Origin of the sequence: Halomonas sp. BMC6 (assembly GCF_964204995.1) — a bacterium.
GTDB lineage: Bacteria > Pseudomonadota > Gammaproteobacteria > Pseudomonadales > Halomonadaceae > Vreelandella.
In genome coordinates, this window is sequence record NZ_CAXNSH010000001.1 from 974,965 (window position 1) to 990,750 (window position 15,786).

Here is a 15,786-nt window from a genome sequence, read left to right on the forward strand (position 1 = left end):
AAAAGCGACGTGAGTCCCGGGTTTACCTGAAGGATCCTTAATTGAGGGCTTATCATGCCTAGAAGAAGAGTTGTAGCTAAACGCGAAATCCTGCCGGATCCTAAGTTCGGAAGTGAGCGTCTGGCGAAGTTCATGAACCACCTGATGGTCAGCGGCAAGAAGTCCGTAGCTGAGCGCATCGTATACGGTGCGTTGGACAAGGTTGCCGAGCGTAGTAAAGAAGAGCCGCTGGAAATCTTCGACAAGGCGCTGGAAACCATCCAGCCGATGGTCGAAGTGAAGTCTCGCCGCGTAGGTGGTGCGACCTATCAGGTGCCGGTTGAAGTTCGTCCGTCACGCCGTCAAGCGCTAGCCATGCGCTGGCTGGTAGACGCTGCGCGTCGTCGCGGTGAAAAAACGATGGTTCAGCGTCTGGCAGGTGAAATGCTGGATGCCGCTGAAGGTAAAGGTTCTGCCGTTAAGAAGCGTGAAGACGTTCACCGCATGGCAGAAGCCAACAAGGCCTTCTCTCACTATCGTTTCTAAGCTCGGCGCTTCTAAGTTTGTGTCGCTTTTTGCCAGTTGTGGTGTGGTGGGAAAGATTTTCGTCATGTTGCAACACGCCGCCGCTATCGTTGTCGATGGCGGCGGTGGCATAAGCAAAAAGTACACCGCTGGATTAACGAGCATCGCCAACTAACGGGAGTTTCACCGTGGCACGCAAGACTCCACTTAAGCGTTATCGCAATATCGGTATCGTGGCACACGTTGATGCGGGTAAAACCACAACAACCGAGCGCGTACTGTTTTACACCGGCCTTTCCCACAAAGTGGGTGAAGTGCACGATGGTGCGGCGACCATGGACTGGATGGAGCAGGAGCAGGAGCGTGGTATCACTATCACCTCAGCTGCGACGACCTGTTTCTGGCAGGGCATGAGTAAGCAGTTCGACGAGCACCGCATCAACATCATCGATACCCCCGGGCACGTTGACTTCACCATCGAAGTTGAGCGTTCTCTGCGTGTTCTCGATGGCGCGGTCGTCGTACTGTGCGGTTCCTCCGGCGTTCAGCCGCAGACCGAGACCGTATGGCGTCAGGCCAACAAATACGAAGTTCCGCGTATGGTTTTCGTCAACAAGATGGACCGTACCGGCGCTGATTTCTTCATGGTGGTCAACCAGCTCAAAGAGCGTCTGGGTGCCAACGCCGTGCCGATCCAGATCAACTGGGGCACGGAAGAAGACTTCAAAGGCGTTATCGACCTGATCGAGATGAAAGCCATCTTGTGGGACGAAGAGAGCCTGGGCATGAACTTCGAGCTCGTGGACATTCCGGCGGAGCTGCAAGAGACCGCTGAAGAGTACCGTGAGCAGATGGTCGAAGCCGCTGCCGAAGCTTCCGAAGAGCTGATGGACAAGTACCTTGAAGAAGGCGAGCTGACCGTCGCTGAAATCAAGGCGGGTCTGCGTGCTCGTACGCTGGCTAACGAAATCGTCCTGGTTACCTGTGGTTCTGCCTTCAAGAACAAAGGTGTTCAGGCGGTACTGGACGGCGTTATCGAGTACATGCCTTCGCCGACAGAAGTTAAGGCCATCGAGGGTGAGCTGGACGACAAAGACGGCACCGTCGCGACGCGTGAAGCAGACGATAGCGCTCCGTTCGCCGCTCTGGCGTTCAAAATTGCCACCGACCCCTTCGTTGGTACGCTGACCTTCATCCGCGTCTACTCGGGTGTTCTGAAATCTGGTGATGGCGTCTACAACTCCGTCAAACAGAAGAAAGAGCGTGTTGGTCGTATCGTTCAGATGCACGCCAACTCTCGCGAAGAGATCAAAGAAGTACTCGCAGGCGACATCGCTGCTTGTATCGGTCTGAAGGACGTCACGACAGGTGACACCCTGTGCGACATCGATAACAAAATCGTTCTCGAGCGCATGGAGTTCCCGGATCCGGTAATCTCGGTTGCCGTTGAGCCGAAGTCCAAGGCCGACCAAGAGAAGATGGGCGTTGCACTGGGTAAACTGGCCCAGGAAGACCCCTCTTTCCAGGTCAAGACCGACGAAGAGACCGGCCAGACCATCATTTCTGGTATGGGCGAGCTGCACCTGGACATCATCGTTGACCGTATGCGTCGCGAGTTCAAGGTAGAAGCGAACATCGGTAAGCCGCAGGTTGCCTACCGTGAAACGATTCGTGGCAGCGTCGAGCAGGAAGGTAAGTTCGTACGTCAGTCCGGTGGTCGTGGTCAGTACGGTCACGTGTGGCTACGTATCGAGCCGCTGACTGCAGAAGAGAAGGGTGAAGGCGAAGAAGAGATCTTCTTCAAGTTCAACTCCGAGATCGTAGGTGGTGTGGTTCCGAAGGAATACGTACCTGCGGTTGAGAAAGGTGCTTTCGAGCAGTTGCAAAACGGTGTCATCGCGGGCTACCCGATGATCGACGTTAAAGTATCGCTGTTCGATGGTTCCTACCATGACGTGGACTCCAACGAGACTGCGTTCAAGATTGCTTCTTCTATGGCAGTGAAAGAAGGTGCCAGGAAGGCCAAGGCCGTGCTGCTGGAGCCGGTGATGAAGGTCGAAGTCGTGACCCCCGAAGAGTTTATGGGTGACGTCATGGGCGACCTGAACCGTCGTCGCGGCCTGGTGCAGGGCATGGATGACTCCTCTTCTGGTAAAGTCATTCGTGCAACGGTGCCACTGGGTGAGATGTTCGGTTATGCAACCGATCTGCGCTCACAAACCCAGGGCCGTGCGAGCTACTCTATGGAGTTCGCGAAGTACGAGGAGGCGCCCTCCAGCGTCGTTGAAGCCGTCATCAACCAAAACGGTTAACCGTTAGCTAACGTAAAGAGGTTATAGCAGTGGCTAAGGAAAAATTTGAACGTTCCAAACCGCACGTCAACGTCGGCACCATCGGTCACGTCGACCACGGTAAAACGACTCTGACAGCGGCCCTGACCCGCGTGTCTGCTGAGGTTTTCGGCGGCGACTGGCGTGAATTCGATACCATCGATAACGCTCCGGAAGAGCGTGAGCGTGGTATCACCATCGCGACATCTCACGTTGAATACCAGTCTGAAGTGCGTCACTACGCGCACGTTGACTGCCCGGGACACGCTGACTACGTCAAGAACATGATCACCGGTGCTGCCCAGATGGACGGCGCGATCCTGGTATGTTCTGCCGCTGACGGCCCCATGCCGCAGACTCGTGAGCACATCCTGCTGTCTCGTCAGGTTGGCGTTCCGTTCATCGTTGTGTTCCTGAACAAAGCGGACATGGTCGATGACGAAGAGCTGCTCGAGCTGGTCGAGATGGAAGTTCGTGAACTTCTGTCTGAGTACGACTTCCCGGGTGACGACACGCCGATCATCACTGGTTCTGCCCTGATGGCACTGAACGGTGAAGACGAGAACGGCATGGGTACTACTGCGGTAGCTAACCTGATCAAAGCTCTGGATGACTACATCCCTGAGCCGGAGCGTGCTATCGACCAGCCGTTCCTGATGCCGATCGAAGACGTATTCTCTATTTCTGGCCGTGGTACCGTTGTTACCGGTCGTGTAGAGCGCGGTATCGTGAAAGCCGGTGAAGAAGTGGAAATCGTGGGTATCCGCGACACCACCAAAACCACCGTTACTGGCGTAGAAATGTTCCGTAAGCTGCTCGACGAAGGTCGTGCAGGTGAGAACGTTGGTGCGCTGCTGCGTGGTACTAAGCGTGATGACGTTGAGCGTGGTCAGGTACTGGCGAAGCCGGGCACCATCAACCCGCACACTGTCTTCGAAGCCGAAGTATACGTGCTGTCCAAAGAAGAAGGTGGTCGTCACACCCCGTTCTTCAAAGGCTACCGTCCGCAGTTCTACTTCCGTACCACTGACGTTACCGGTACTTGTGAACTGCCGGAAGGCGTTGAAATGGTCATGCCGGGCGACAACGTGAAAATGGTTGTTACCCTGATCGCTCCGATCGCTATGGACGACGGTCTGCGCTTCGCGATCCGCGAAGGTGGTCGTACCGTTGGTGCTGGCGTTGTGGCCAAAATCGTCAAGTAATCTGATTACTTGATGATAAGAGGGGGCTCTTGTGAGCCCCCTTTTCTGCGCACCAATCGCAAATGTTTGACATGTGCTGTTGGCGTGCCTATAATGCGCATCCTTTGAATGCGTGGGTAGACGGCTCGCGCCGTCGACATCCATTGGAGTTTAGGGCAAATGCAGAACCAAAAGATTCGCATTCGGTTGAAAGCGTTCGACCACCGCCTGATCGATCAGTCCACAGCGGAGATCGTTGAAACCGCTAAGCGTACTGGTGCTCAGGTCCGTGGTCCGATTCCGCTGCCGACCAACCGCGAGCGCTATACCATCCTGATTTCACCGCACGTCAACAAAGATGCGCGTGATCAGTATGAGATTCGTACTCACAAGCGTGTGCTCGACATCGTTGAGCCGACCGAGAAAACCGTTGATGCGCTGATGAAGCTCGACCTCGCCGCTGGCGTAGACGTGCAAATCAAGCTCGACTAATACACTAGACACTTTGCGGCCCAGCGCTCATTGAACATGTTTGAGCAGCAGCCGCCGCGCCGTGAGGCGCCACACAATGTGCTAGTGGAATGCTCTGGAAAGGGCAGCCATAGCGGGTGATAGCCCCGTACACTATAGGAGACTGAGTATGACTATCGGTTTAGTCGGTAAAAAGGCCGGGATGACCCGTGTCTTTACCGAAGATGGCGCATCCGTGCCCGTGACCGTTATTGAAGTTGATCCTAACCGTGTAACACGCGTCAAGACCATCGAGTCTGACGGTTACGCAGCGGTTCAGGTGACTATAGGTTCTCGTAAAGCCAAGCACCTCACCAAAGCGCAAGCTGGACAGTTTGCCAAGGCGGGTGTTGAGGCTGGTCGTTCACTGATGGAATTCCGTCTTGCAGAAGGCGAAGAAGCTCCTGAAGTGGGTGGCGAACTCACCGTATCCCTCTTCGAAGCTGGTCAAATGATTGACGTGACCGGCACCTCTAAGGGTAAAGGCTTCCAGGGTGCTGTTAAGCGCTGGAACTTCCGTACCCAAGACAACAGCCATGGTAACTCCCTGTCGCACCGTGCGCCGGGTTCTATCGGCATGTGTCAGACACCGGGTCGCGTATTTAAAGGCAAGAAAATGGCCGGTCAAATGGGTAACACCCGTTGCACCGTACAGAGCCTTGAGATCGTCCGTGTCGACGCCGAGCGTAACCTGCTGCTGATCAAGGGCGCAGTACCGGGTGCTACCGGTAGCGACGTTATCGTTCGCAGCGCCGTGAAAGCTGGCTGAAGGGGATAATTACCAATGAATCTGAATCTTGCTGCAGGCACGGGTACCGTTGAAGTAGCCGACGCCACTTTTGGCAAAGAATTCAACGAAGCGCTGGTGCACCAGGTCGTTACTGCCTACTTGGCTGGTGGCCGTCAGGGTACGCGCGCTCAAAAGAACCGTTCCGACGTACGTGGTGGTGGTAAAAAGCCGTGGCGTCAGAAGGGTACCGGCCGTGCACGTGCCGGTACTATCCGCTCTCCGCTGTGGCGCAGCGGCGGTGTGACTTTCGCGGCGCGTCCTCAGGACTACACCCAGAAAGTTAACCGCAAAATGTACCGCGCGGCGATGCGTTCCATCCTGTCTGAGCTGGTACGTCAAGAGCGCTTGGTCGCTGTTGAAGAGTTCAGCGTAGAAGCGCCGAAGACCAAGCAGGTCGCTGCCAAGCTGAAAGAGCTCAACCTTGAGAAAGTGTTGATCGTCACTGAAGAAGTCGACGAAACGCTCTATCTGGCCGCACGCAACCTTCCCCACGTTGACGTGGTGGATGTCGCTGCAGCTGATCCGGTGAGCCTGGTTGCCTTTGATAAGGTCCTGGTCACCGTCTCCGCCCTGCGTAAATTCGAGGAGAAGCTGGCATGAACCAGGAACGCGTATTCAAGGTTCTGCTTGGACCGCACGTGACCGAAAAGGCCGCGATGGCAGCCGAGCGCAACCAGTACGTTTTCAAGGTGGCAAGCGATGCTACCAAGCCCGAGATCAAGAAAGCCGTTGAAGCACTGTTCGGCAAGAAGGTCGGCAGCGTTCAGGTGCTGAACGTCAAGGGTAAAACTAAGCGTACTGCTCACGGCGTTGGCCTGCGTAAGGGTTACCGCAAAGCGTATGTGACCCTGGCTGCGGGTGAAACGCTCGAAGACTTCTCTGGCGCCGAATAAGGGCAGGAGTACGGATAATGGCAATCGTCAAGACCAAACCCACATCCGCCGGTCGTCGCCACGTCGTCAAGATCGTTGGTGAGGAACTGTACAAAGGCCGTGCTTATGCGCCGCTTTTGGAAAAACAGTCCAAGTCCGGTGGCCGTAACAACTACGGTCGCATCACCACCCGCCACGTGGGCGGTGGTCACCGTCATCACTATCGGTTGATCGACTTCAAACGCACCAAAGATGGCATCCCGGCCACCGTTGAGCGTCTGGAGCACGACCCGAACCGCAGTGCGCACATTGCACTGCTGAAGTATGCCGATGGCGAGCGTCGTTACATCATTGCACCGAAAGGTGTCAGCGCGGGTGACGTGCTGGAATCTGGTGTTAACGCGCCCATCAAGAAAGGCAATGCCTTGCCGCTGCGCAACATCCCGCTGGGTTCTACCGTTCACGGTATCGAGCTGAAGCCGGGTAAAGGCGCGCAGATTGCTCGCAGTGCCGGTACTAGCGCTCAGCTGGTTGCTCGTGAAGGTAACTACGCCACGCTGCGTCTTCGCTCTGGCGAAATGCGCAAAGTGTTGGCAGAGTGCCGCGCAACGTTGGGTGAAGTGAGCAACTCCGAGCACAGCCTGCGTCAACTTGGCAAGGCCGGTGCGAAGCGCTGGAGAGGTGTGCGTCCGACTGTTCGTGGTGTCGCGATGAACCCGGTGGATCACCCGCACGGTGGTGGTGAAGGCCGCACCAGTGGTGGTCGTCACCCGGTATCCCCGTGGGGCGTACCGACTAAGGGTCACAAGACGCGTAAGAACAAGCGCACCGACAAGCTGATCGTTCGTCGTCGTAATAAGACACGTTGATCTAAATTGCCAAGACATTAAGAGGTAACGGCTGTGCCACGTTCACTAAAGAAAGGTCCCTTCATTGACCTTCATCTTTTGAAGAAGGTAGAGGCTGCAGTGGAGAAGAACGACCGTAAACCGATCAAGACTTGGTCGCGTCGTTCGATGATCCTGCCAAACATGGTAGGCCTCACAATCGCTGTCCATAACGGTCGCCAACACGTCCCGGTGCATGTTTCCGAGGAAATGGTTGGCCACAAGCTGGGCGAATTCGCTGCCACTCGCACGTATCGCGGGCATGCGGCGGACAAGAAAGCCAAACGGTAAGCCAGAGAGGATTAAGAGATGGAAGTCACAGCTAAGCTGAGTGGCGCTGCTTTATCCGCACAGAAGGCCCGTTTGGTGGCTGACCAGGTGCGCGGTAAACCGGTCGCCGAAGCGCTTGACCTGCTGACCTTCTCCCCGAAGAAGGCTGCCAAACTGGTCAAGAAAGTGCTTCAGTCCGCCATCGCGAATGCGGAAGAAAACAACGGCATGGACATCGACGAGCTGCGTGTCTCGACCATCTGCGTCGATGAGGGCATGACGCTCAAGCGTATCAAGCCGCGCGCCAAAGGCCGTGCGGATCGTATCTTGAAGCGCACCTGCCACATCACCGTCAAGGTAGCCGAGAAGTAGGAGTCGACCAGATGGGTCAGAAAGTCAATCCAACAGGCATTCGACTGGGCATCGTCAAAGACCATGCTTCTGTCTGGTATGCCGAGCGCGGCGCCTATGCCGATAAGCTCAACAACGATCTCGAAGTGCGCAGCTTCCTGGAAGAGCGTCTTAAAAACGCTTCCGTAAGCCGCATCCACATCGAGCGTCCGGCGAACAATGCCCGCATCACCATCCACACTGCCCGTCCGGGTATCGTGATTGGTAAAAAAGGTGAAGATGTCGACCGTCTGCGTCGTGATCTGACCGAGATGATGGGCGTACCGGTTCATGTGAACATCGAAGAAGTTCGCAAGCCGGAGCTGGATGCCAAGCTGGTCGCTGCTAACGTAGCCGGTCAGCTTGAGCGTCGCGTGATGTTCCGTCGTGCCATGAAGCGCGCGGTACAGAACGCAATGCGTCTTGGCGCTGGCGGCATCAAGATTCAGCTGTCAGGTCGTCTGGGTGGTGCCGAAATCGCACGTACCGAATGGTACCGCGAAGGTCGCGTTCCGCTGCACACTCTGCGTGCGGACATCGACTACGCCACTTACGAAGCTCACACCACCTACGGCGTCATCGGCGTCAAAGTGTGGATCTTCAAGGGCGAAATCCTCGGCGGTATCGAGGAAGTACGTGCCAAGGCTAAGCAACAGCAGCCTGCCGGCAACGCGCCCAAGAAGAAAGGTTCCAGGTAAGGGGAGAGCGAGTCGATGTTACAGCCCAAGCGTATGAAATTCCGCAAGATGATGAAAGGCCGCAACCGTGGCCTAGCGCATCGCGGAAGCAAGATCAGCTTCGGGGAGTACGGTCTCAAAGCAACCGGTCGTGGCCGCATCACTGCGCGTCAGATCGAAGCCGGCCGTCGTGCGATCACACGTCACGTCAAACGTGGCGGTAAGATTTGGATCCGCGTATTCCCTGATAAGCCGATCTCCAAGAAGCCGCTCGAAGTTCGTATGGGTAAGGGTAAAGGTTCAGTTGAGTACTGGGTAGCCCAGATCCAGCCGGGTCGGGTCCTGTACGAAATTGAAGGTGTATCCGAAGAGCTGGCCCGTGAAGCATTTGAACTGGCCGCCCAGAAGATGCCCCTGTCCACCACCTTTGCGAAACGGACGGTGATGTGATGAAAGCCCAGGAAATTCGTGAAAAGTCCGCAGGAGAGCTCAAAGAGCAGCTCCTCGAGCTCCTCCGCGAGCAGTTTAACCTGCGCATGCAGAAGGCCACTGGCCAACTGAGCCAGACTCATCTGCTCAAGCAGGTCCGTCGGGATATCGCCCGCGTTAAGACTGTGCTCAACGAGAAGGCAGGTGATTGAGATGGCCGAAGAGAAGAAAACACGTACGCTGACCGGCAAGGTGGTCAGCGACAAGATGGATAAGTCCATCGTCGTTATGATCGAGCGTCGTGAGCGTCACCCGATCTACGGAAAATACGTTAAGCGCTCCACCAAGCTGCACGCCCATGATGAGGCGAACCAGGCAAAGGCAGGCGATACGGTTTCCATTCAGGAGTGCCGTCCGCTTTCCAAGAAGAAAGCCTGGACGCTGGTCGAGGTGGTCGAGCAGGCCAAAGGTTAACCCCTGCGTCTGTCCAACCAGTGCAGTCAGATTAGGTTTGGAGAAAACCGATGATTCAGACTCAGACAATGCTGGATGTCGCCGACAACAGCGGAGCGCGCCGGGTGCAATGCATCAAGGTGCTAGGCGGTTCACACCGTCGTTACGCCCGCGTTGGTGACGTCATTAAAGTAACGGTGAAAGAAGCGATTCCGCGCGGTAAGGTCAAAAAAGGCCAAGTGCTGAAAGCGGTAGTCGTTCGTACCCGTAGTGGCGTCCGTCGTAGTGACGGTTCGCTGATCCGTTTCGATGGAAATGCGGCAGTTTTGTTGAACAACACCAACGAACAGCCGATCGGCACGCGTATCTTCGGGCCGGTAACTCGTGAACTTCGTACTGAGAAGTTCATGAAGATCATTTCCCTAGCGCCTGAAGTGCTGTAAGGAGCGAGGCGGATATGCAAAAGATCAAACGTGACGATGAAGTCATCGTCATCGCCGGGAAGGATAAGGGCAAGCGCGGCACCGTTAAGCGGGTGTTAGACAACCGCTTCGTGGTGTCCGGTGTGAACATGATTAAACGTCACACCAAGCCCAATCCCATGGCGGGAAATCAGGGCGGTATCGTCGAGCGTGAGGCTCCGATTCACGCGTCCAACGTAGCCATCTTCAATTCGGAGACCGGTAAGGCGGATCGCGTCGGCTTCCAAGTTAAGGAAGACGGTACCAAGGTACGTATCTACAAGTCGACGCAGACGCAGATCGACGCCTAACGCGAGTCGGGTAGCAAAATGGCGAACTTGAAAGAACGTTATCAAAACGAGGTGGTGGCTCAACTCAAAGAGCAGTTCAGCTACGCCAACGTAATGCAGGTACCCCGGATCACGAAAGTGACTCTGAACATGGGTATCGGCGAAGCGGTCAGCGATAAAAAGCTGATCGACAACGCCATCGGCGACCTGGAGAAGCTCTCTGGTCAAAAGCCGCTGGTGACCAAGGCACGCAAGTCCATCGCGGGCTTCAAGGTGCGCGAAGGTTGGCCGATCGGTATCAAAGTGACACTGCGCTCTGAGCGTATGTGGGACTTCCTGGACCGCCTGGTAAACATTGCGATTCCCCGCGTGCGTGACTTCCGTGGTCTTAACCCGAAGTCTTTTGACGGTCGCGGCAATTACTCTATGGGTGTGCGTGAGCAGATCATCTTCCCGGAGATCGAGTATGATAAAATCGATCGCGTTCGGGGGCTGGACGTCACTATCACTACTACCGCCAACACCGACGAGGAAGGTCGTGCGCTGCTAGCTGCACTGAACTTCCCGTTCAAGAAATAAGGGTTGGATCATGGCTAAGAAAAGTATGGTAGAGCGTGAGCTCAAGCGTACTCAGCTAGTCGAGAAGTATGCGGCTAAGCGCGCAGAGCTCAAGAAAATCATCTCGGACGTGAACGCTTCTGAAGAAGATCGTTTCGAGGCGACGCTGAAGCTGCAGCAACTGCCGCGCGACTCAAGCCCGGTGCGTCAGCGTAACCGCTGCCGCGTGACTGGCCGTCCGCACGGTTTTTACAACAAGTTCGGTCTCGGCCGTAACAAGCTGCGTGAAGCCGCCATGCGTGGCGACGTCCCTGGTCTGAAGAAGTCCAGCTGGTAACGCCACGTAGAATCATCAGGAGCGCACATTAAATGAGCATGCAAGACACTCTGGCGGATATGTTCACCCGTATCCGCAATGCGCAGATGGCCACCAAGGAGACGGCTACCATGCCGTCCTCCAAGCTGAAAGTCGAAGTGGCCCGCGTGCTAAAGGAAGAAGGCTACATTACCGACTTTACGGTGGCTGAAGGCGTTAAACCCGAGCTGACCGTTACTCTCAAGTACTTTGAGGGTAAGCCGGTTATTGAGCACATTCAGCGGGTTTCCAAGCCGTCTCTGCGCCAGTACAAGGGCAAGGACAACCTGCCTAAGGTCGCCGATGGTCTGGGTATCGCGATTGTCACCACCTCTAATGGTGTCATGACCGATCGTGCCGCGCGCCAAGCAGGCGTCGGTGGCGAAGTCATCTGCACCGTATTCTAGGAGGCTGGAATGTCCCGCATAGCGAAATATCCGGTTAAAGTGCCTGCTGGTGTCGATATCAAAATCGACGCTGGCCAGCTGACCGCCAAAGGCGGCCAGGGCACGCTGTCTATGACCATTCACCAGGACGTGGTGATCGGTCAAGAAGATGGCCAGCTGACCTTCGCCCCGAGTGAGTCTGCCAAGAGCTGGGCAATGGCCGGTACTACCCGCGCCTTGGTTCAGAACCTGGTAACGGGCGTATCTGAGGGTTTCACAAAAACTCTCGAAATTGTTGGCGTCGGTTATCGTGCCCAAGCTAAGGGCCAGACGCTCAATCTTTCACTGGGCTTCTCGCACCCGGTCGACTACGAACTGCCTAAGGGTGTTACAGCGGAAACGCCGAAAAACACCGTGATCGTGCTGAAAAGCGCGGACAAGCAGATGCTCGGTCAGTGCGCCGCGGAAATCCGCGCCTTCCGTCCGCCTGAGCCGTACAAAGGCAAGGGTGTTCGGTACGCCGACGAGCAGGTGCGTCGCAAAGAAGCCAAGAAGAAGTAAGGCAGGGTTATGAACGCGAAGAAAGAATCTCGTCTCCGTCGTGCCCGCCGCGCTCGCGCCAAGATTCGCGAGCTGGGCGTGTATCGCCTGTGCGTCAACCGTACCCCGCGTCACATCTACGCGCAGATTATCTCGCCGGATGGTGGCAAAGTGCTAGCCAGTGCTTCTACGCTGGACAAAGCACTGCGCGAGGGTGCGACCGGCAACACAGACGCGGCCTCTAAGGTCGGTGCTCTGATTGCCGAGCGCGCTAAAGAAGCAGGCATCACCCAGGTGGCCTTCGACCGTGCTGGCTTTAAGTATCACGGTCGCGTCAAGGCTCTGGCCGACGCCGCTCGTGAAGGCGGCCTGGAATTCTAAAGGGTTTTACGATGGCGAAGAACGAACAGCAAAGCGGCGATCTGCAAGAGAAGTTAGTGCAGGTCAACCGCGTCGCCAAGGTGGTCAAAGGTGGTCGTATTTTCGGCTTCACCGCACTGACCGTCGTTGGTGATGGTAAAGGTCGTGTCGGTTTCGGTCGTGGCAAGGCGCGTGAAGTGCCGGTCGCAATCCAGAAAGCGATGGACCAAGCTCGTCGCAACATGGTCAAGGTCAACCTTGCAGGCAACACGCTGCAGTACCCGGTAAAAGCCCGTCACGGTGCTTCCAAGGTGTACATGCAGCCGGCCTCTGAAGGTACCGGTATCATCGCCGGTGGCGCCATGCGCTCTGTACTAGAGCTGGCCGGTGTCCACGATGTACTGGCCAAGTGCTACGGTTCCACCAACCCGGTTAACGTGGTACGGGCGACTGTCAAAGGTCTCTCCTCCATGCAAGCACCGGAAGACGTGGCCGCCAAGCGCGGTCTGTCTGTCGAAGCGATCACGGGGTAAGGCACCATGGCAGCAACGATCAAGGTTACCCAGATCCGCAGCACCATCGGCGTTTTGCCCAAGCACAAGGCTACTATGAAAGGCCTGGGCCTGCGTCGCATCGGTCATACGGTTGAGCTGGAAGACACCCCTGCCGTACGCGGCATGATCCACAAGGTTAACTACCTTGTGCGCGTTGAGGGAGAGTAATCCATGAAACTCAATACCCTGAGCCCGGCACCGGGCTCCAAACACGCTGAAAAGCGCGTTGGTCGTGGTATCGGTTCCGGTCTTGGTAAGACCGGTGGCCGTGGCCACAAAGGTCAGAAATCTCGCAGTGGCGGTAGCGTCAAGCCTGGTTTCGAAGGCGGTCAGATGCCGCTGCAGCGTCGTCTGCCGAAGTTCGGCTTCACGTCTGCCAAGTCGCTGGTATCTGAAGAAGTCCGTCTGGCCGAGCTTGCCAAGGTAGCCGGTGACGAAGTCACCATGGAAACCCTGAAGCAAGCCAACGTGCTGAAGGATGCAACGCAACACGCGAAGATCATCCTTTCTGGCGAACTGAACAAGGCGGTTACCGTTCGTGGTATCAAGGTCACCAAAGGTGCCCGTGAAGCGATCGAAGCCGCTGGCGGCAAGGTAGAGGACTAAATGGCCAAGTCAGGAAATATGCCGGCGATGGGCAGCGGTCTGAGTGAACTGTGGGCGCGTTTGCGCTTCGTGCTCCTCGCCATCGTGGTGTACCGTATCGGTGCCCACATTCCCGTTCCCGGTATCAATCCTGACCAGCTTGCTGCCTTGTTTAGGGAGCAACAGGGCACCATCCTAGGCATGTTCAACATGTTCTCGGGTGGCGCCCTGGAGCGCATGAGCGTCCTCGCCCTGGGCATTATGCCCTATATCTCGGCGTCGATTATCATGCAGCTTATGACTGCGGTCTCCCCTCATCTTGAGCAGCTCAAGAAAGAGGGCGAGGCTGGCCGCCGCAAGATCAGCCAGTACACCCGCTACGGCACGGTGATACTGGCACTTGTCCAGGCTACCGGCATGTCCGTGGGTCTGGCTAGCCAAGGCATCGCTTACAGCGCTGACTTCAGCTTCTATTTCACTGCGATCATCACGTTTGTGTCGGGCGCGGTGTTTATGATGTGGCTAGGTGAGCAGATCACCGAGAAGGGCATTGGCAACGGTATTTCGCTGCTGATCTTCGCGGGGATCGTCGCTGGGCTGCCCAGTGCCGTGGGGCAAGCGTTCGAGCTTGCTCGCAATGAAGGGGCCTGGAATGTTCTTCCGCTGTTAGCGCTGTCAGTGCTAGGTATTGCCACCGTTGCGTTCGTGGTGTTCATCGAGCGCGGCCAACGCCGCCTCAAAGTGAACTATCCGCGACGCCAGGTCGGCAATAAGATGTATGCAGGCCAAAGCAGCTACTTGCCTTTGAAGGTGAACATGGCCGGTGTTATTCCAGCCATCTTTGCTTCCAGCATCCTCCTCTTTCCGGCTTCGATCGGTCAGTGGGTAGGAGCTGGCGAAGGAATGGAGTGGTTGCAGCGTGCATCGCAAGCGTTAGGCCCTGGCCAACCGCTTTACATCTTGCTTTTCGCGGCGGCAGTGGTATTCTTCTGCTTCTTTTACACAGCGCTGGTCTTCAACCCCAAGGATGTGGCTGACAATTTGAAAAAGTCAGGCGCCTTCCTGCCGGGCATTCGCCCCGGCGAGCAGACCGCTCGCTATATCGACAAAGTGATGACTCGTCTCACTCTGTTCGGTGCCTTGTATATCACTGCGGTTTCCCTGATGCCCCAGTTCTTGATCGTAGCGTGGAACGTTCCGTTCTTCTTTGGCGGTACGTCGCTTCTGATCGTGGTGGTGGTCATCATGGACTTCATGGCCCAGGTGCAGTCGCATCTCATGTCGCATCAATATGACTCAGTGATGAAGAAGTCCAACCTGAAAGGCTACGGTAGCGGCGGCATCACGCGCTGAGGCGCGCCGTTGCGAATTGGAGAGAACGATGAAAGTTCGAGCTTCCGTAAAGAAGATGTGCCGTAACTGCAAGATCATTCGTCGCAATGGCGCTGTTCGCGTCATTTGCATCGAGCCGCGGCACAAACAGCGCCAGGGCTAAACCTGGGCTGTATTAAGCGGGTGCCGGCATACCCCTTGCCTTAGGGCTTATAAAGGGGTATGCTGTTGCGCCTTTTGTAGATGAATAAACGAGCAAGCCGCTCAAATTTCGGAGTAAGCTGATGGCCCGTATTGCAGGCGTCAATATCCCGGACAACAAGCATGCGGCGATCTCGCTGACCTATATCTTCGGGATTGGCCGTACTCGCGCTCAGCACATCTGTGCTGCTGCCGGTATCGCGCCGACTGCCAAGATCCAGGACCTGTCTAGCGACGAGCTGGACACCCTGCGTTCTGAAGTTGGTAAGTTCACCGTAGAAGGCGACCTTCGTCGTGATGTCACGCTTAACATCAAGCGTCTCATGGACTTAGGCTGCTACCGTGGTCTGCGTCATCGTCGTAGTCTTCCGCTGCGTGGTCAGCGGACCAAGACTAACGCGCGTACCCGTAAGGGCCCGCGTAAGCCGATCCGCAAATAACACGCACGTTCTGGCGTAAAGACAGGAATAGACATCAACATGGCTAACCCGCGTAGTAACCGTAAAAAGGTTAAAAAGCAGGTAGTGGACGCCGTTGCGCACATCCATGCCTCTTTTAACAACACGATCGTGACGATCACAGACCGCCAGGGCAATGCTCTCTCTTGGGCAACTGCCGGTGGTTCGGGTTTTCGTGGTTCTCGTAAGAGCACCCCGTTCGCTGCGCAAGTTGCAAGCGAACGTGCAGCGACTGCTGCAGCCGAGTATGGTGTGAAAAACGTAGACGTGCTGGTCAAAGGCCCCGGTCCCGGCCGTGAATCCGCCGTGCGCGCACTGAATGCCGCCGGCTTCCGCGTGCAAAGCATCGTAGACGCGACGCCCATTCCCCATAATGGCTGCCGTCCGCCTAAGAAACGCCGCGTTTAAGG

At 56.2% G+C, this 15,786-nt stretch carries 28 protein-coding genes; all 28 read left to right on the top strand.

Features of this window, described 5'->3' with window-relative positions; genetic code table 11:
* Positions 1-54: 54 nt before the first annotated feature.
* The 28 genes from rpsG to rpsK all read left to right on the top strand — a co-directional run bounded on the left by rpsG (position 55) and on the right by rpsK (position 15,784).
* Positions 55-525 (top strand): 30S ribosomal protein S7, encoded by a 471-nt coding sequence (gene rpsG, locus AB6K10_RS04585; RefSeq protein ID WP_016915771.1) that lies wholly within the window; start codon positions 55-57, stop codon positions 523-525.
* Positions 526-692: 167 nt separating this feature from the next.
* Positions 693-2,816, top strand: a complete 2,124-nt coding sequence (gene fusA / locus AB6K10_RS04590) for an elongation factor G (protein WP_159340660.1) — start codon at positions 693-695, stop codon at positions 2,814-2,816.
* A gap of 29 nt (positions 2,817-2,845) precedes the next feature.
* Positions 2,846-4,039, top strand: coding sequence for an elongation factor Tu (tuf, locus tag AB6K10_RS04595; protein ID WP_139527870.1), 1,194 nt, complete (start codon positions 2,846-2,848; stop codon positions 4,037-4,039).
* Between the two features lie 159 nt (positions 4,040-4,198).
* Positions 4,199-4,510, top strand: coding sequence for a 30S ribosomal protein S10 (gene rpsJ, locus AB6K10_RS04600; RefSeq protein WP_009098983.1), 312 nt, complete (start codon positions 4,199-4,201; stop codon positions 4,508-4,510).
* Between the two features lie 148 nt (positions 4,511-4,658).
* Complete coding sequence (gene rplC / locus AB6K10_RS04605; protein ID WP_339118077.1) at positions 4,659-5,297, top strand: 50S ribosomal protein L3; 639 nt, start codon at positions 4,659-4,661, stop codon at positions 5,295-5,297.
* A 15-nt stretch (positions 5,298-5,312) separates the two neighbouring features.
* Positions 5,313-5,918 (top strand): 50S ribosomal protein L4, encoded by a 606-nt coding sequence (gene rplD, locus AB6K10_RS04610; RefSeq protein WP_139527871.1) that lies wholly within the window; start codon positions 5,313-5,315, stop codon positions 5,916-5,918.
* Positions 5,915-6,211: a 50S ribosomal protein L23 gene (rplW, locus tag AB6K10_RS04615; protein WP_009723902.1), complete on the top strand. Its 297-nt coding sequence runs from the start codon at positions 5,915-5,917 to the stop codon at positions 6,209-6,211. Before rplD ends, rplW begins: the two co-directional genes overlap by 4 nt.
* 17 nt (positions 6,212-6,228) lie before the next feature.
* Positions 6,229-7,059: a 50S ribosomal protein L2 gene (gene rplB / locus AB6K10_RS04620; protein WP_044628832.1), complete on the top strand. Its 831-nt coding sequence runs from the start codon at positions 6,229-6,231 to the stop codon at positions 7,057-7,059.
* 33 nt (positions 7,060-7,092) lie between these two features.
* On the top strand, positions 7,093-7,368 hold the full coding sequence (gene rpsS / locus AB6K10_RS04625) for a 30S ribosomal protein S19 (RefSeq protein WP_009098993.1): 276 nt from the start codon (positions 7,093-7,095) through the stop codon (positions 7,366-7,368).
* Between the two features lie 18 nt (positions 7,369-7,386).
* Complete coding sequence (rplV, locus tag AB6K10_RS04630) at positions 7,387-7,719, top strand: 50S ribosomal protein L22 (RefSeq protein ID WP_044628831.1); 333 nt, start codon at positions 7,387-7,389, stop codon at positions 7,717-7,719.
* An 11-nt stretch (positions 7,720-7,730) separates the two neighbouring features.
* Positions 7,731-8,435 (top strand): 30S ribosomal protein S3, encoded by a 705-nt coding sequence (rpsC, locus tag AB6K10_RS04635; RefSeq protein ID WP_018917731.1) that lies wholly within the window; start codon positions 7,731-7,733, stop codon positions 8,433-8,435.
* 15 nt (positions 8,436-8,450) lie between these two features.
* On the top strand, positions 8,451-8,864 hold the full coding sequence (gene rplP, locus AB6K10_RS04640) for a 50S ribosomal protein L16 (RefSeq protein WP_007112000.1): 414 nt from the start codon (positions 8,451-8,453) through the stop codon (positions 8,862-8,864).
* A complete protein-coding gene (rpmC, locus tag AB6K10_RS04645) occupies positions 8,864-9,055 on the top strand; it encodes a 50S ribosomal protein L29 (RefSeq protein ID WP_027337514.1) in 192 nt (63 codons plus the stop codon). The genes rplP and rpmC overlap by 1 nt, the downstream gene beginning before the upstream one ends.
* A 1-nt stretch (position 9,056) precedes the next feature.
* Positions 9,057-9,317, top strand: a complete 261-nt coding sequence (gene rpsQ, locus AB6K10_RS04650) for a 30S ribosomal protein S17 (RefSeq protein ID WP_009723897.1) — start codon at positions 9,057-9,059, stop codon at positions 9,315-9,317.
* Positions 9,318-9,367: 50 nt separating this feature from the next.
* On the top strand, positions 9,368-9,739 hold the full coding sequence (gene rplN, locus AB6K10_RS04655) for a 50S ribosomal protein L14 (RefSeq protein ID WP_146803726.1): 372 nt from the start codon (positions 9,368-9,370) through the stop codon (positions 9,737-9,739).
* 14 nt (positions 9,740-9,753) lie between these two features.
* Positions 9,754-10,068, top strand: coding sequence for a 50S ribosomal protein L24 (gene rplX, locus AB6K10_RS04660; protein WP_054640903.1), 315 nt, complete (start codon positions 9,754-9,756; stop codon positions 10,066-10,068).
* 18 nt (positions 10,069-10,086) lie between these two features.
* Entirely contained in the window at positions 10,087-10,626 is a 540-nt protein-coding gene (rplE, locus tag AB6K10_RS04665; protein ID WP_044628828.1) for a 50S ribosomal protein L5, read from the top strand.
* A 10-nt stretch (positions 10,627-10,636) separates the two neighbouring features.
* Entirely contained in the window at positions 10,637-10,942 is a 306-nt protein-coding gene (gene rpsN / locus AB6K10_RS04670; RefSeq protein ID WP_044628827.1) for a 30S ribosomal protein S14, read from the top strand.
* A 32-nt stretch (positions 10,943-10,974) separates the two neighbouring features.
* Entirely contained in the window at positions 10,975-11,367 is a 393-nt protein-coding gene (gene rpsH, locus AB6K10_RS04675) for a 30S ribosomal protein S8 (RefSeq protein WP_009723892.1), read from the top strand.
* 9 nt (positions 11,368-11,376) lie between these two features.
* On the top strand, positions 11,377-11,907 hold the full coding sequence (rplF, locus tag AB6K10_RS04680) for a 50S ribosomal protein L6 (RefSeq protein ID WP_159340662.1): 531 nt from the start codon (positions 11,377-11,379) through the stop codon (positions 11,905-11,907).
* A gap of 9 nt (positions 11,908-11,916) precedes the next feature.
* Positions 11,917-12,267 carry a 50S ribosomal protein L18 gene (rplR, locus tag AB6K10_RS04685; protein WP_044628825.1) on the top strand — a complete coding sequence of 117 codons (351 nt, stop codon included), beginning with the start codon at positions 11,917-11,919 and terminating at the stop codon, positions 12,265-12,267.
* Between the two features lie 11 nt (positions 12,268-12,278).
* Entirely contained in the window at positions 12,279-12,779 is a 501-nt protein-coding gene (gene rpsE / locus AB6K10_RS04690) for a 30S ribosomal protein S5 (RefSeq protein WP_044628824.1), read from the top strand.
* A gap of 6 nt (positions 12,780-12,785) precedes the next feature.
* Positions 12,786-12,968: a 50S ribosomal protein L30 gene (gene rpmD / locus AB6K10_RS04695; RefSeq protein ID WP_009723888.1), complete on the top strand. Its 183-nt coding sequence runs from the start codon at positions 12,786-12,788 to the stop codon at positions 12,966-12,968.
* 3 nt (positions 12,969-12,971) lie between these two features.
* On the top strand, positions 12,972-13,406 hold the full coding sequence (gene rplO, locus AB6K10_RS04700; RefSeq protein WP_089674586.1) for a 50S ribosomal protein L15: 435 nt from the start codon (positions 12,972-12,974) through the stop codon (positions 13,404-13,406).
* The gene (secY, locus tag AB6K10_RS04705) at positions 13,407-14,738 is read left to right on the top strand and encodes a preprotein translocase subunit SecY (RefSeq protein ID WP_159340663.1); all 1,332 of its coding nucleotides are present in this window, start codon (positions 13,407-13,409) and stop codon (positions 14,736-14,738) included. It begins immediately after the preceding gene.
* 28 nt (positions 14,739-14,766) lie between these two features.
* Positions 14,767-14,880: a 50S ribosomal protein L36 gene (rpmJ, locus tag AB6K10_RS04710; protein ID WP_009099023.1), complete on the top strand. Its 114-nt coding sequence runs from the start codon at positions 14,767-14,769 to the stop codon at positions 14,878-14,880.
* Positions 14,881-15,001: 121 nt separating this feature from the next.
* A complete protein-coding gene (rpsM, locus tag AB6K10_RS04715) occupies positions 15,002-15,358 on the top strand; it encodes a 30S ribosomal protein S13 (protein ID WP_159340664.1) in 357 nt (118 codons plus the stop codon).
* Between the two features lie 39 nt (positions 15,359-15,397).
* A complete protein-coding gene (gene rpsK / locus AB6K10_RS04720) occupies positions 15,398-15,784 on the top strand; it encodes a 30S ribosomal protein S11 (RefSeq protein WP_009099028.1) in 387 nt (128 codons plus the stop codon).
* Positions 15,785-15,786 lie beyond the last annotated feature (2 nt).